Origin of the sequence: Pantoea sp. GD03673, from assembly GCF_029844725.1 — a bacterium.
Classification (GTDB): domain Bacteria; phylum Pseudomonadota; class Gammaproteobacteria; order Enterobacterales; family Enterobacteriaceae; genus Pantoea.
The window spans coordinates 237,793-251,800 of sequence record NZ_JAOCKJ010000002.1; the positions used below are offsets into that span (position 1 = coordinate 237,793).

12 protein-coding genes are annotated in these 14,008 nt (G+C 56.0%); all 12 read right to left on the reverse strand.

Going from position 1 to position 14,008, the window contains the following annotated elements; genetic code table 11:
• Positions 1–5: 5 nt before the first annotated feature.
• A complete protein-coding gene (gene nuoM / locus N5J69_RS04370; RefSeq protein WP_161733362.1) occupies positions 6–1,526 on the reverse strand; it encodes an NADH-quinone oxidoreductase subunit M in 1,521 nt (506 codons plus the stop codon).
• A 204-nt stretch (positions 1,527–1,730) separates the two neighbouring features.
• Entirely contained in the window at positions 1,731–3,566 is a 1,836-nt protein-coding gene (gene nuoL, locus N5J69_RS04375; RefSeq protein WP_279768320.1) for an NADH-quinone oxidoreductase subunit L, read from the reverse strand.
• Entirely contained in the window at positions 3,563–3,865 is a 303-nt protein-coding gene (gene nuoK / locus N5J69_RS04380) for an NADH-quinone oxidoreductase subunit NuoK (protein ID WP_003854236.1), read from the reverse strand. Before nuoK ends, nuoL begins: the two co-directional genes overlap by 4 nt.
• Positions 3,862–4,413, reverse strand: coding sequence for an NADH-quinone oxidoreductase subunit J (nuoJ, locus tag N5J69_RS04385; RefSeq protein ID WP_003854237.1), 552 nt, complete (start codon positions 4,411–4,413; stop codon positions 3,862–3,864). The genes nuoK and nuoJ overlap by 4 nt, the downstream gene beginning before the upstream one ends.
• A 10-nt stretch (positions 4,414–4,423) precedes the next feature.
• The gene (nuoI, locus tag N5J69_RS04390) at positions 4,424–4,966 is read right to left on the reverse strand and encodes an NADH-quinone oxidoreductase subunit NuoI (protein WP_003854239.1); all 543 of its coding nucleotides are present in this window, start codon (positions 4,964–4,966) and stop codon (positions 4,424–4,426) included.
• A gap of 11 nt (positions 4,967–4,977) precedes the next feature.
• A complete protein-coding gene (nuoH, locus tag N5J69_RS04395; RefSeq protein ID WP_003854240.1) occupies positions 4,978–5,955 on the reverse strand; it encodes an NADH-quinone oxidoreductase subunit NuoH in 978 nt (325 codons plus the stop codon).
• A complete protein-coding gene (nuoG, locus tag N5J69_RS04400) occupies positions 5,952–8,675 on the reverse strand; it encodes an NADH-quinone oxidoreductase subunit NuoG (protein WP_279768324.1) in 2,724 nt (907 codons plus the stop codon). Before nuoG ends, nuoH begins: the two co-directional genes overlap by 4 nt.
• Before the next feature lie 112 nt (positions 8,676–8,787).
• Positions 8,788–10,128, reverse strand: coding sequence for an NADH-quinone oxidoreductase subunit NuoF (gene nuoF, locus N5J69_RS04405; protein WP_279768705.1), 1,341 nt, complete (start codon positions 10,126–10,128; stop codon positions 8,788–8,790).
• Positions 10,129–10,130: 2 nt separating this feature from the next.
• On the reverse strand, positions 10,131–10,646 hold the full coding sequence (gene nuoE / locus N5J69_RS04410; protein WP_010258066.1) for an NADH-quinone oxidoreductase subunit NuoE: 516 nt from the start codon (positions 10,644–10,646) through the stop codon (positions 10,131–10,133).
• Between the two features lie 2 nt (positions 10,647–10,648).
• Positions 10,649–12,448 carry an NADH-quinone oxidoreductase subunit C/D gene (gene nuoC, locus N5J69_RS04415; protein WP_279768326.1) on the reverse strand — a complete coding sequence of 600 codons (1,800 nt, stop codon included), beginning with the start codon at positions 12,446–12,448 and terminating at the stop codon, positions 10,649–10,651.
• Positions 12,449–12,561: 113 nt separating this feature from the next.
• On the reverse strand, positions 12,562–13,239 hold the full coding sequence (locus tag N5J69_RS04420) for an NADH-quinone oxidoreductase subunit B (RefSeq protein WP_009089012.1): 678 nt from the start codon (positions 13,237–13,239) through the stop codon (positions 12,562–12,564).
• Between the two features lie 15 nt (positions 13,240–13,254).
• Positions 13,255–13,698 (reverse strand): NADH-quinone oxidoreductase subunit A, encoded by a 444-nt coding sequence (locus N5J69_RS04425; RefSeq protein ID WP_010258058.1) that lies wholly within the window; start codon positions 13,696–13,698, stop codon positions 13,255–13,257.
• Positions 13,699–14,008 lie beyond the last annotated feature (310 nt).

Sequence of the window (14,008 nt, forward strand, 5' to 3'; positions counted from 1 at the left end):
GCGAATTACGGCCTTGTAGTTGAAATTGAAGCGGTAAACCACTGCTGAATATTGCTCATGGCAGCGTGCGAAGTATCCAGAATCGGCTGTGGATAGACGCCCAGCAGCACCAGCAGCACCACCAGAACACCGATGGTCATAAATTCACGCGGTGACATGCCTGGCAGCGGATCTTTCGATTTCGCTTCGCCGTAGTAAGCGCGCTGCATCATCACCAGCGAGTAAACGGAGGCGAACACCAGACCAAAGGTTGCGATGATGATAATCATCGGCACCACCTGGAAGCTGCCGGTCAGAATCATAAATTCGCCGACGAAGTTACCGGTGCCTGGCATACCAAGGTTGGCAACTGCAAAGAACAGCGACAGACCCGGAATCCATTTGATGCGCGACCACAGGCCCCCCATCTGACGCATATCGCGGGTATGTAAACGCTCATACAGCTGACCACACAGAATGAAGAGTGCCGCAGCCGACAGACCGTGCGCAATCATCTGGATGACCGCACCCTGCAGCGCCAGCTGGCTGCCGGTGTAGATGGCAATCAGTACAAAGCCCATGTGCGAAATAGAGGTGTACGCAATCAGACGCTTGATATCGGTCTGTGAGAAGGCCATCCAGGCACCGTAGAAGATACCAATGATGCCTAACCACATGGCGATTGGCGCAAACTCCGCCGACGCGTTCGGGAACAGCGGCAGGCTGAAACGCAGTAAACCGTATGCCGCGGTTTTCAGCAGGATACCCGCCAGGTCAACCGAACCGGCCGTAGGCGCCTGACTGTGCGCATCCGGCAGCCAGCCGTGCAACGGCACCACCGGCATCTTGACCGCAAAGGCGATAAAGAAGCCCAGCATCAGCAGATATTCAACACCGCTCGACATTGGCGTCTGCAGCAGCTGTTCATAGTTGAATGTCCAGACGCCGGTCGCGTTGTAGTGAACAAACACCAGGCCCAGAATCGCAATCAGCATCACCAGACCCGACGCCTGGGTGTAGATGAAGAATTTGGTCGCGGCGGAAATACGGGTTTTGCCGTCTGATGCTTTATGACCCCAGAGCGCGATGAGGAAGTACATCGGCACCAGCATCATTTCCCAGAAGAAGAAGAACAGGAACAGGTCGATGGAGAGGAATACGCCAATCACGCCGCCCAGGATCCACATCAGGTTCAGGTGGAAGAAGCCCTGATACTTTGAAATCTCATTCCAGGAACAGAGAACGGCCATCAGACCCAGCAGGCCGGTCAGCACCACCATCAGCAGCGACAGGCCATCAATGGCTAAATGGAAGCTGATGCCGAAGCGTGGGATCCACGGAACGGAGAAACTTGACTGCCACTGCGGAATGCCCGCTGCCTGCGTCAGTGAATAGCCTCCCTGCAACCAGAGTTGCAGCGAAAGCGCCAACGTCAGCCCCATGGTGATCAGCGCGATCCAGCGTGGCACCTTCGCGCCAAGGCGCTCAGTAAGCCAGCAGATCAGACCGCCGACGAAGGGTATGATAATTAGCCAAGGTAATAACACGGCACACTTCCCTTATATTTCCTTTTCTGAGCTATCTTACTTGCCATTTTCAACCCCGGCAGTGCCCGCAATCCTCACATACCTCGGTATGCTCCGGTTGCTGTGCGCTGGCGGTGATGAAACTGGCTGCGACGATAACGCTCATTACTCAGGTTATTTTGACATTCTTCATTGGGGTGAGCGAACTCACCCCGCTCATCAATCTTAAATCACCAGCAGCAGAGCCAGCACCAGCACGGCACCCACGCTCATTGACGCAACGTACCAGCGCAGGTAGCCGTTCTCACTGACCACCAGGCCTTTGTTGGCAATGCGTGACAGCAGCGCAGGCAGGTTCATCAGTCCATTCAGTGGGTCACGCTTCAGCAGCCACGCAATACCCAGGTAAGGTTTGACGAACACTTTATCGTAGAGCCAGTCGAAGCCCCAGGCCGCAAACCACCAGGTGCCAAAGAAGCGGCCTGGCGCACTGTTTGCGATACGGGTTACCAGCTCACGTTTGCCCAGCCACAGCGCGGCAGCAATCAGAATGCCGACAATCGCCACCACGCCCGAAGTGATTTCCAGTCCCACTTTGCCCGCTTCACCGAACTCATTGGCTGGCAGCACACCCGCCAGCGGCGGCGTAATCAGCGCACCAATAAAGGTGGAGAGCACCAGCAGCACAATCAGCGGCAGATGATGGGTAATGCCCTTACCGGCGTGTGCATGAATCTTCTCTTCACCGTGGAACACGATGAAGATCATGCGGAAGGTATAGATAGAGGTCAGGAACGCCCCCACCAGACCCGCTACCATCAGATTGATGTGACCGTTAGCCAGTGCGCCAAACAGAATTTCATCTTTACTGTAGAAGCCCGCCGTAATCAGCGGCAGTGCCGCCAGCGCCGCGCCGCCCACCAGGAAGCAGGTGTAGACCAGCGGAATGCTCTTACGCAGGCCGCCCATTTTGAAGATGTTCTGCTCGTGATGGCAGGCCAGAATCACTGAACCCGAGGAGAGGAACAGTAACGCTTTAAAGAAGGCGTGCGTCATGAGATGGAAAATCGCCGCATCCCACGCCTGAACGCCCAGTGCCAGGAACATGTATCCGATCTGGCTCATGGTGGAGTAAGCGAGAACACGTTTGATGTCGGTCTGCACCAGCGCGGCAAAGCCCGCCAGCACCAGCGTAATTGCCCCGACAATCCCGACCAGATGCAGCACTTCCGGCGTCAGCAGGAACAGGCCATGACTCCGGGCAATCAGGTAAACACCCGCCGTCACCATGGTCGCGGCGTGGATCAGTGCGGATACCGGCGTCGGACCGGCCATCGCATCTGCCAGCCAGGTCTGTAACGGCAGCTGTGCTGATTTACCGACCGCGCCACCCAGCAGCATCAGCGTTGCCCACTGCAGCATATGGTTGTCTGCGGCAAAGTGTGCCGGTGCCAGCGCCATCATTTCGCGGAAGTTCAGCGTGCCCAGCTCGTTGTAGAGAATGAACAGGCCGAACGCCAGGAAGACGTCGCCAACGCGGGTGATGATAAACGCTTTCATCGCCGCTTTGCCGTTTTCCGGGTTGCTGTAGTAGAAGCCGATCAGCAGATAAGAGCAAAGCCCTACCCCTTCCCAGCCCAGATACATCAGCATCAGGTTATCGGCCAGCACCAGAACCACCATGCTGGCGATAAACAGGTTGGTATAGGCGAAGAAGCGGGAGTAGCCCTCTTCACCGCGCATGTACCAGGAGGCGAACATGTGAATGAAGAAGCCAACACCGGTAACCACCGACAGCATGGTCAGCGACAGGCCGTCCAGCGTCAGGTTCACCTTCATGTCGAAGTTGCCGACATGCATCCACGTCCAGAGTGACTGGGTATAGGCTTGCTGACCATTGGCGAAGAAGTCGAAACCGAGCATCAATGTAGTCAGTGCCGCCAGACCTACCGATCCCATACCTACCGTGGCCGACAGGTTCTCTGACCAGCGACCGCGGGAAAACGCCAACAGCAGAAAGCCGATCAGCGGAAACAAGACAGTTAAATAGAGAAGATTCATCCGCGCATCTCGCTCACAGTATCAATGTTCAGCGTCTGACGACGACGATAGAGCTGAAGCAGCAGTGCCAGACCAATACTGGCTTCCGCTGCTGCCAGGCTGATGGCCAGAATGTACATCACCTGTCCATCGGCCTGACCCCAATAGCTCCCGGCAACCACCAGGGCTAACGCGGCGGCGTTGATCATGATTTCAAGGCCGATCAGCATAAACAGCAGATTGCGGCGTATGACCAGCGACGTCAGTCCAAGGACAAACAGCACGGCAGCAAGAATCAATCCATGTTGTAACGGGATCATGCGTTCTCCTTTTTCACCTGAGCGGCGTCAGCATTACGGTTACTCAGGACTTCGCCCTGACGCTCTTCACGACCGATATGGAACGCCACGACCAGACCGGCCAGCAGCAACATCGACGCCAGTTCAACCGCCAGCACGTAAGGACCAAACAGGCTGATGCCGACCGCTTTGGCGTCAATGATAGTGCCATCGATCCCCTGGTCATTGGCTGTCAGGATGGCGTAGATCATAACCACCAGCAGCAGCAATGAGACGATGCCCGGACCAATCCACAATGACGGGCTGAGCCACTCACGCTCCTGCTTCTCGGTCTGTTTGCCCAGGTTCAGCATCATGACCACGAAGACGAACAGCACCATGATGGCCCCGGCGTAGACGATGATCTCCAGCGCACCGGCAAAATAGGCACCCATCGAGAAGAAGACACCGGCGATCGATAACAGCGAAACGATCAGGTACAGCAACGCATGTACCGGATTAGTGTGGGTAATGACGCGCAACGTCGTCAGCACCGCCACCAGTCCGCAAAGATAAAACGCAAATTCCATGCCTTGCTCCTTAAGGTAATAAGCCTTTGACGTCGATAGGCTTCGCTTCGTTTTCCGCTTCGCCCTTATCTTTACCGTCAATCGCCATACCTGCCATGCGGTAGAAGTTGTACTCCGGATATTTACCCGGTCCCGAAATCAGCAGATCGTCCTTCTCATACACCAGATCCTGGCGCTTAAACTCACCCAGTTCGAAATCGGGGGTCAGCTGAATCGCCGTGGTCGGACAGGCTTCCTCACACATGCCGCAGAAGATGCAGCGTGAGAAGTTGATGCGGAAGAACTCCGGGTACCAGCGGCCATCTTTGGTTTCTGCTTTCTGCAGCGAAATACAGCCCACCGGGCAGGCAACCGCACACAGGTTACAGGCAACGCAACGCTCCTGACCGTCCGGATCGCGGGTTAACACGATGCGGCCACGATAGCGAGGTGGCAGATAAACCGGCTCTTCCGGGTACATCTGCGTTTCACGTTTGGCGAAGGCATGAAGCCCGATCAGCCAGATACTGCGAACTGTCGTGCCAAAGCCAACGACAATATCTTTCAAAGTCATTTGTTAACCCCTTACGGCGCTGTGTAGAGAATCACTGCGGCAGTCGCCAGCAGGTTCAACAGCGTCAACGGCAGACACACTTTCCAGCCGAATGACAGCACCTGGTCATAGCGTGGACGCGGAAGCGCAGCACGGATCAGGATGAACATCATCATAAAGAACGCCGTTTTCAGGGCGAACCAGATGAACGGCGGCAGGAAAGGTCCATGCCAGCCACCAAAGAACAGCGTTACGATCAGCGCTGAAACGGTGGTAATCGCCACATATTCGCCGACAAAGAACAGGCCGAATTTCATACCGGCATATTCAATGTGATAACCGTCCGCCAGTTCCTGCTCCGCTTCTGGCTGGTCGAAAGGATGACGGTGACACACCGCTACGCCAGCAATACAGAAGGTCACGAAACCGAAGAACTGCGGAATAATGTTCCACAGATGCGTCTGGCTGTTGACGATATCGTTCATGTTGAACGAGCCTGCCTGCGCGACCACACCCATCAGCGACAGACCCAGAAACACTTCGTAGCTCAGGGTCTGCGCCGAGGCGCGCATCGCACCCAGCAACGAGTATTTGTTGTTACTCGACCAGCCAGCAAACAGCACTGCGTAAACCGCCAGGCCTGCCATCATCAGGAAGAACAGCAGACCGATGTTCAGGTCTGTCACCATCCAGGTTGGCGAAACCGGCACGATAGCAAAGGCCAGCAGCAGAGAAACAAACGCGATAACCGGCGCAAGGGTAAAGATAAAGCGGTCGGTAAACGGCGGAACCCAGTCCTCTTTAAAGAACATTTTGATCATATCCGCCACCAGCTGCAGCGAGCCGCCCCAGCCTACGCGGTTGGGTCCGTAACGGTTCTGGAACAGGCCGAGCAGACGACGCTCGGCGAAGCTCATGAACGCGCCGCAGGCCACAACCACCAGCAGAATGACGATGGCTTTAACAATGGCCAGCAGAATGTCGATAACGTCCGGTGTTAACCAGCTCATTGCGCCGCCTCCTGCAGAGTGTCAATTTTACCGTTCGCCAGGAATGGCGGAACGCCCGGCATACCCAGCGGCAGACCAATCTGTCCCGCCTGCAGTGACGCCGAGAAACGAACCGGCAGAAGCACTGTCTCACCGGCACAGCTGAACTCTACCGCCGCGCCATTGTTGACGCCCAGCTTCGCTGCATCCTCCGGGTTAATCACCAGGGCTGGCTGCGCCATACGCTGCTGGAAGACCGGTGAACGCTGTGACATCTCTTCGCTGCCGAACAGGCGGTGCAGAGGAGCCACGCGCCACTGCGCCTCGCTGACAAAAGCGGCAGGTACAGCAGAGAACCACGGTAACTGACCGGCGCTGGCTTCAAACAGGCGTACGCCCGGATCGCCATGACGCAGTTTGCCGCCCACTTCTGCCTGGAACTTGTTCCACGCCTGCGGGGAGTTCCAGCCTGGTGCCCAGGCAAACGGAATCTGTGAACGCGGTGCCGATGGCTGGTTGTTCCCTTCCATCGAGAAGGCGAACATCGTGTCCTGATCCTGCGGCTGACGCGGTTCATGAACGCTGATGTTGGCACGCGCGGCGGTACGACCACTGGCGCGGATTGGAGAACGTGACAGCTTCTGACCCCGGATACGGAAGCTGGCATCAGGTGCCGCCTCTTTGATACCCGCCAGCTGCGGCAGACGGGTGACTACCGCATCGATCACGTGATCAAGCTGCGTCCAGTCCACGTGACGGCTTTCCAGCGTGCTGTGCAGCGAGTGCAGCCAGCGCCAGCTTTCCAGCATCACAATGCTGTTGTCGTAATAGGCCGGATCGTAAACCTGGAAGAAGCGCTGAGCGCGGCCTTCGTGGTTTATGGAAGTACCATCGCTTTCGGCGAAGCTGGCGGTTGATAACACCAGACCGGCTTTCTCCAGCGTCGCGGTACGCTGATGATCCACCACGATCACGTTAGTGCTCTGGGCCAGTGCCGCATCCACCAGCGCTTTTGGCGCATGGCGATAAAGGTCATTTTCCAGAACCACCAGCGCATCGGCTTCACCGTTGCTCAGCTGTTCCAGCGCCTGCTCCAGCGGATTGCCGCCGATCATGCCCAGCCCGATGCTGTTCGCGTGACCGGCCAGCAGAGTAATGCCGACATCTGCGCCGCGTGCCTTCAGGGCTTTCGCCACGTTGGCTGCAGCTTCAATCATTGCGCTGCTGCCTGAGTGGGTACCGGAAATGATTAAAGGTTTTTTCGCACCGGCCAGGGCCTGCACGACAACATCCATTTTCCCGCTGAGCTTGCTGTCAAAATCGGTTACCGCAGGGGCAGATTCATCCAGCGCACTGGCGATAGCGAAGCCAAGCCGCGCCTGATCGTCAACCGGCGCACGATAGCTCCAGGCTGCGATATCATCCAGACGGGTTTCATCAACGTGGGTAACAAACAGCGGATGTTTGGCATTCTGACCAATGTTCAGAATCGCAGCGATCTGCCAGTCTGCCACTTTCTGCGCCGCCGCCATATCACGCGCTTTGCCTTTTACCGCCTGGCGAACAGAAAGCGCTACGCGTGCACCCACCTGCGTCAGGTCTTCACCCAGCACCAGCACCGCATCGTAGCTTTCGATTTCACGCAGCGACGGCGTGTAGATACCGCCCTCACGCAGGACTTTCAGCATCAGTTCAAGACGAGCCTGCTCATCCGCTGGCATGCCGGTTGAGAAGTTCTCTGCACCCACCAGTTCACGCAGGGCGAAGTTACTTTCAATGCTGGCGCGCGGCGAGCCGATACCCACTACTTTTTTCGCCTGACGCAGCAAATCTGCACCGGCGTTAACCGCCTGCTCTGCGTTCAGTGTTACCCAGTCGTTGCCGCGCAGCAGCATTGGCTGGCGTGGACGATCTTTACGGTTTACGTAGCCATAGCCAAAGCGGCCACGGTCACACAGGAAGTAGTGGTTTACGGTGCCGTTATACCGGTTTTCGATACGGCGTAACTCACCATAACGCTCACCCGGGCTGGTGTTACAGCCGACACTGCACTGCTGGCAGATACTCGGCGCAAACTGCATATCCCATTTACGGTTGTAGCGTTCAGAGTGCGTTTTATCGGTGAACACGCCGGTCGGGCAGATTTCAACCAGGTTACCGGAAAACTCGCTTTCCAGCGTGCCATCTTCCGGGCGACCGAAGTAGACGTTGTCGTGCGCGCCGTAGACACCCAGATCTTTGCCGTCGGCATAATCTTTGTAATAACGCACGCAGCGGTAACAGGCGATACAGCGGTTCATCTCGTGGGAGATGAACGGGCCGAGATCCTGATTACGGTGGGTACGCTTGGTGAAGCGATAGCGGCGGAAGCTGTGGCCGGTCATCACTGTCATATCCTGCAGATGACAGTTACCGCCCTCTTCGCAGACCGGGCAGTCGTGTGGGTGGTTGGTCATCAGCCACTCCACCACGCTTTCGCGGAACTCTTTCGCTTCGCCATCATCGATGGAGATGAATGTGCCGTCAGAGGCCGGCGTCATGCAGGACATGACGAGACGGCCGCGGGTATCTTCGGCATTCTGGAATTGCTTTACCGCACACTGGCGGCAGGCCCCAACGCTTCCCAGCGCCGGATGCCAGCAAAAGTAAGGAATATCAAGGCCCAGAGAGAGACATGCCTGCAGCAGGTTGTCCGCTCCGTTCACATCATACTCTTTACCGTCTACATGAATTGTAGCCATAGTGACATGCTTCCGTAAGGCTCGTCAGAAACGAGCGTTAATCATATTCTTGCCCCGACGCACGACATTGTCGGGGCGGCGGCACCAGGCCTGTTCCGTGTGCTGCGGCGAATTACCAGCGCGCTTTCAGCAGGTTTGGCTGGATCCCGCCAATCGCGCGGGTATTGCCAAACACCTGCGGTGCCATGCCGGCTTCAAACTCTTCACGGAAATATTTAATGGCACTCTGAAGCGGCTCAACCGCACCCGGCGCATGCGCACAGAAGGTTTTACCCGGGCCAAGCTGACGGCAGAGTTGCAGTAAGGTTTCGATATCCCCTGGCTGACCCTGTTTTTGCTCCAGCGCACGCAGAATTTTTACGCTCCACGGCAGGCCGTCACGACACGGTGTACACCAGCCGCACGACTCACGCGCAAAGAACTCTTCCAGGTTACGCACCAGCGAGACCATGTTGATCTCGTGATCGACGGCCATCGCCAGCGCGGTGCCCAGACGGCTGCCCGCTTTACCGATGCTGGCAAATTCCATCGGCAGATCCAGGTGCTGGTCGGTCAGGAAGTCGGTCCCTGCGCCACCAGGCTGCCAGGCCTTGAACTTCAGTCCGTCGCGCATGCCGCCCGCATAGTCTTCAAGGATTTCACGTGCGGTGATACCAAATGGCAGTTCCCAGACGCCGGGATTTTTAACCCGCCCGGAGAAGCCCATCATTTTGGTACCGGCATCTTCGCTTTTAGAGATGTTTTTGTACCACTCCACGCCGTTGGCCAGAATCGCCGGGACGTTGGAGAGGGTTTCCACGTTGTTGACGCAGGTCGGCTTACCCCACGCACCCGCACTCGCCGGGAATGGAGGTTTGGAACGCGGGTTAGCACGACGGCCTTCCAGTGAGTTAATCAATGCGGTTTCTTCGCCGCAGATATAACGCCCTGCGCCGGTGTGGACAATCAGCTCAAAGTCGAAGCCGGTACCCAGAATATTTTTACCGAGATAGCCCGCTTCCGTCGCTTCTGCAATCGCACGGCGCAGATGCACCGCGGCTTCAATGTATTCGCCACGCAAGAAGATGTAGCCACGGTAAGCCTTGAGGGCAAAGGCGCTGATGAGCATCCCTTCCACCAGCTGGTGAGGCATCTGCTCCATCAGCAGGCGGTCTTTATACGTGCCTGGCTCCATCTCATCAGCGTTACACAGCAGGTAACGGATGTTCATCGACTCATCTTTCGGCATCAGACTCCACTTCAGACCGGTAGAGAAGCCTGCACCGCCGCGCCCTTTCAGGCCTGAGTCTTTGACTGCCGCAACGATTTCATCCTGTGACATGCTTTTCAGCGCTTTTTCCGCACCGGCATAGCCGTTTTTGCTGCGGTATTCGTCAAGCCAGACAGGCTGCCTGTCGTCACGCATCCGCCAGGTCAGCGGATGGGTTTCAGCAGTGCGAATGATCTGTTTAATTGTCATTGATACTGCTCCAGCAAACCAGGGATGCCTTCCGGCGTCAGATGCACATGCGTGTCTTCATCCACCATCATCGTGGGTCCCTTATCGCAGTTGCCCAGACAGCAGGTTGGCAGCAGCGTAAAGCGGCCATCGGCCGTGGTCTGGCCCGGTTTGATATTCAGCTGCTGCTCCAGTGCGGACTGGATGCCCTGATAACCGGTGATATGACAGACCACGCTGTCACAGTAACGAATCACATGGCGACCCACCGGCTGACGGAAGATCTGGCTGTAAAACGTCGCGACACCTTCAACGTCACTCGCCGGGATACCCAGTACCTCGGCGATCGCGTTGATTGCGCCGTCCGGCACCCAGCCACGCTGTTTCTGCACGATCTTCAGCGCTTCAATGGAGGCTGCACGCGCGTCTTCATAGTGATGTTTTTCGTGCTCAATAGCGTGGTGCTCTTCCGCGCTCAGCACGAAGACCTCGTTAGGGTCGATCGTTTTAATGGCAATGTGTTGATCGTGCATAATTAGCGGTCCACGTCTGACATAACAAAATCGATACTACCCAGATATACGATCAGGTCGGATACCAGGCTGCCACGGATTACGGAAGGAATCTGCTGCAGATGCGGGAAGCTTGGCGTACGCACGCGGGTGCGGTAGCTCATGGTGCTGCCATCGCTGGTCAGGTAGTAGCTGTTGATCCCTTTCGTCGCTTCAATCATCTGGAACGATTCATTGGCTGGCATCACCGGTCCCCACGAAACCTGCAGGAAGTGAGTAATCAGCGTTTCGATGTGCTGCAGCGTGCGCTCTTTCGGTGGCGGTGTGGTCAGCGGGTGGTCCGCTTTGAACGGCCCTTCCGGCATATTGTTGAGACACTGCTCAAGAATGCGCAGCGACTGCCACATCTCTTCCATCTTCAGCTGGACACGGCTGTAGGCATCGCTGACGCCATCGCCAACCGGGATTTCAAAATCGAAGTTTTCGTAGCCTGAGTATGGACGCCATTTACGCACGTCAAAGTCGAGGCCGGTGGCACGCAGGCCAGCACCCGTGGTTCCCCACGCCAGCGCCTCTTCCATGTTGTACGCCGCCACGCCTTTGGAACGACCAATCAGCACCGTGTTACGCAGTGCGGCTTTGTCATACTCCTTCAGACGCTTCGGCATCCAGTCCAGGAAGTCACGCAGCAGACGTTCCCAGCCTCGCGGCAGGTCATGCGCGACGCCACCGATGCGGAACCATGCCGGGTGCATACGGAAACCGGTAATGGCTTCAACCACATCATAAATTTTCTGGCGATCGGTAAAGGCAAAGAACACCGGCGTCATAGCACCGACATCCTGAATAAAGGTGGAGATATAGAGCAGATGGCTGTTGATGCGGAACAGCTCAGAGAGCATCACGCGGATCACGTTCACGCGATCGGGCACAACGATACCGGCCAGTTTTTCCACCGCCAGCACGTAAGGCATCTCGTTCACGCAACCGCCGAGGTACTCAATACGGTCGGTGTAAGGAATGTAGCTGTGCCATGACTGACGCTCGCCCATCTTTTCGGCACCACGATGGTGATAACCGATGTCAGGCACGCAGTCGACAATCTCTTCACCATCCAGCTGCAGAATAATGCGGAACGCACCGTGCGCCGACGGGTGGTTAGGCCCGAGGTTCAGGAACATGAAGTCTTCGTTGATGGTGCTGCGCTTCATGCCCCAGTCTTCAGGCTTAAAGGTCAGCGCCTCCATCTCTAAATCTTCTTTCTGCTTAGTCAGCGTGAAAGGATCGAATTCGGTGGCGCGCGCCGGATAGTCCTTACGCAGCGGATGGCCTTCCCAGGTCGGCGGCATCATGATGCGCGTCAGGTGCGGGTGACCATCGAAAGTAATACCAAACATCTCCCAGGTTTCACGCTCATACCAGTTGGCATTCGGGAAAAGACGGGTGAGGGTCGGCAGGTGCATGTCGTTTTCAGACAGTGCCACCTTGAGCATGATGTCGCGGTTGCGTTCAATCGACAGCAGGTGGTAGAAAACAGAAAAATCCGCTGCAGGCAGGCCTGCGCGGTGGGTGCGTAAACGCTCATCCACGCCATGCAGGTCATACAGCATGACGTAAGGCTTAGGTAATTTACGCAGAAACTCGGTGATTTCCAGTATCTGTTCACGCTTTACCCATACCACCGGAATCCCGGTACGGGTTGGCTGAACAGTGAAGGCATCCGGCCCAAAACGGTTACGCAACTCGCCGATCACCGGGTCATCAAGGTGATCACGGGTTTGCCATAGAGGCTGAGCGAGATCTTGCGTGGTCAAATCTGTCATACGTTACTCACCATTCCGGCCTGGTCTCAGGCACTCAAATGAAGGCGTCAGGATGGGGCCATGCATTAAATTGTGATGTTCTGCTGCAGGCGCTGTTGTCCATCCATACGGTTTTAAACTTCGTCCGGGCTGCGCAGATTTGTCACTGCGATGCGCTCGCCGCGTTTTCTTTCACGCTCAGATTGCATGTTAGCGCGGTAAACGCCCTGATCGCCGACAACCCAGGAGAGTGGACGGCGCTCTTTGCCGATTGACTCCTGCAGCAGCAGCAGAGCCTGCATGTACGCTTCAGGACGCGGCGGGCAGCCTGGAATGTAAACATCAACCGGCAGGAATTTATCAACGCCCTGCACGACCGAGTAGATGTCATACATGCCACCAGAGTTGGCGCAGGCACCCATGGAGATGACCCATTTTGGCTCCAGCATCTGATCGTACAAACGCTGAATAACCGGGGCCATCTTGGTAAATGGCGTACCGGCAATAACCATGAAATCGGCCTGACGTGGCGAGGCGCGCATAACTTCAGCGCCGAAACGTGCCACGTCGTGGACCGCAGTGAACGACGTTGTCATCTCTACGTAACAACAGGACAGGCCGAAGTTATACGGCCAGAGGGAGTTTTTACGTCCCCAGTTCACCATGTCATGCAGGGCATTTTCGAGTTTGCCCATGTAAACGCTGCGATGAACGTGCTGCTCCAGCGGATCGCTGACGATTTCCTGCTTTTGCAGAGGGTAACGGTCGTTCTCACCACCGTTCGGGTCTATGCGGGTGAGCGTATAGTCCATCTTATTGCCTCTCTTTTACTGCTTATGAGGATTGGTGTGGCTGACCGTAGTGGTTTTCACCACCACGCGACGGCGAGCTGGCGCCCAGTCCAGTGCGCCGATGCGTACCAGATAGACCAGACCCGCCAGGAGCACCAAAATGAAAATTGCGGCTTCCACAAAGCCGATCCAACCGCTTTCACGGATTGAAGTCGCCCATGCGTATAAAAAGAGGGCTTCGACGTCGAAGATGACGAAAAACATCGCAACCAGATAAAATTTCGCCGACAGGCGGATATGGGTATCACCAACGGATTCGATGCCCGATTCGAATGGCGTGTCTTTGTAGCGGGCGCGTGCTCTGCCGCCAAGCAGCCATCCTCCGGTCAGCATGAAAGCACACAGGCCAAAGGCAATAACGATAAATACGATAAACGCCCAGTGCTGAGCGATGATTTCGGTGGTAGTTGACATACTCATTGCTTACTCATCAAAAGTGGCGCTGGCATCCTGCACGCGTTTCCCGCAGCAAACTGACCACATCGATTCAAGGGAAGGGTAAAAACCTTTTAAATGTTGCTGTTATCAGGTAATAAGCAGCCATTTTATGGGGTTTTTTACTCCTTTCTATAACCTTTTGTCAACTTTGACAAAAGTATCCAAACATTATTTCACACCTGCATCATATTATTAACAAATGATGCCCCGCTTTCCAGCTAAATCGCTTCAGTCTGTAGGGTTAATTTTAGTGTAGCGGGTATTCACATGCATGGATCGTGCATTTAACAAA

Excerpts from the sequence above, each read along its gene's own strand:
- nuoC (WP_279768326.1), bottom strand. The coding sequence starts at position 12,448 with ATGACAGATTTGACCACGCAAGATCTCGCTCAGCCTCTATGGCAAACC.
- nuoH (WP_003854240.1), bottom strand. The coding sequence starts at position 5,955 with ATGAGCTGGTTAACACCGGACGTTATCGACATTCTGCTGGCCATTGTT.
- nuoK (WP_003854236.1), bottom strand. The coding sequence starts at position 3,865 with ATGATCCCGTTACAACATGGATTGATTCTTGCTGCCGTGCTGTTTGTC.
- nuoE (WP_010258066.1), bottom strand. The coding sequence starts at position 10,646 with ATGCACGATCAACACATTGCCATTAAAACGATCGACCCTAACGAGGTC.
- nuoG (WP_279768324.1), bottom strand. The coding sequence starts at position 8,675 with ATGGCTACAATTCATGTAGACGGTAAAGAGTATGATGTGAACGGAGCG.
- nuoL (WP_279768320.1), bottom strand. The coding sequence starts at position 3,566 with ATGAATCTTCTCTATTTAACTGTCTTGTTTCCGCTGATCGGCTTTCTG.
- nuoJ (WP_003854237.1), bottom strand. The coding sequence starts at position 4,413 with ATGGAATTTGCGTTTTATCTTTGCGGACTGGTGGCGGTGCTGACGACG.
- N5J69_RS04420 (WP_009089012.1), bottom strand. The coding sequence starts at position 13,239 with ATGGACTATACGCTCACCCGCATAGACCCGAACGGTGGTGAGAACGAC.
- N5J69_RS04425 (WP_010258058.1), bottom strand. The coding sequence starts at position 13,698 with ATGAGTATGTCAACTACCACCGAAATCATCGCTCAGCACTGGGCGTTT.
- nuoI (WP_003854239.1), bottom strand. The coding sequence starts at position 4,966 with ATGACTTTGAAAGATATTGTCGTTGGCTTTGGCACGACAGTTCGCAGT.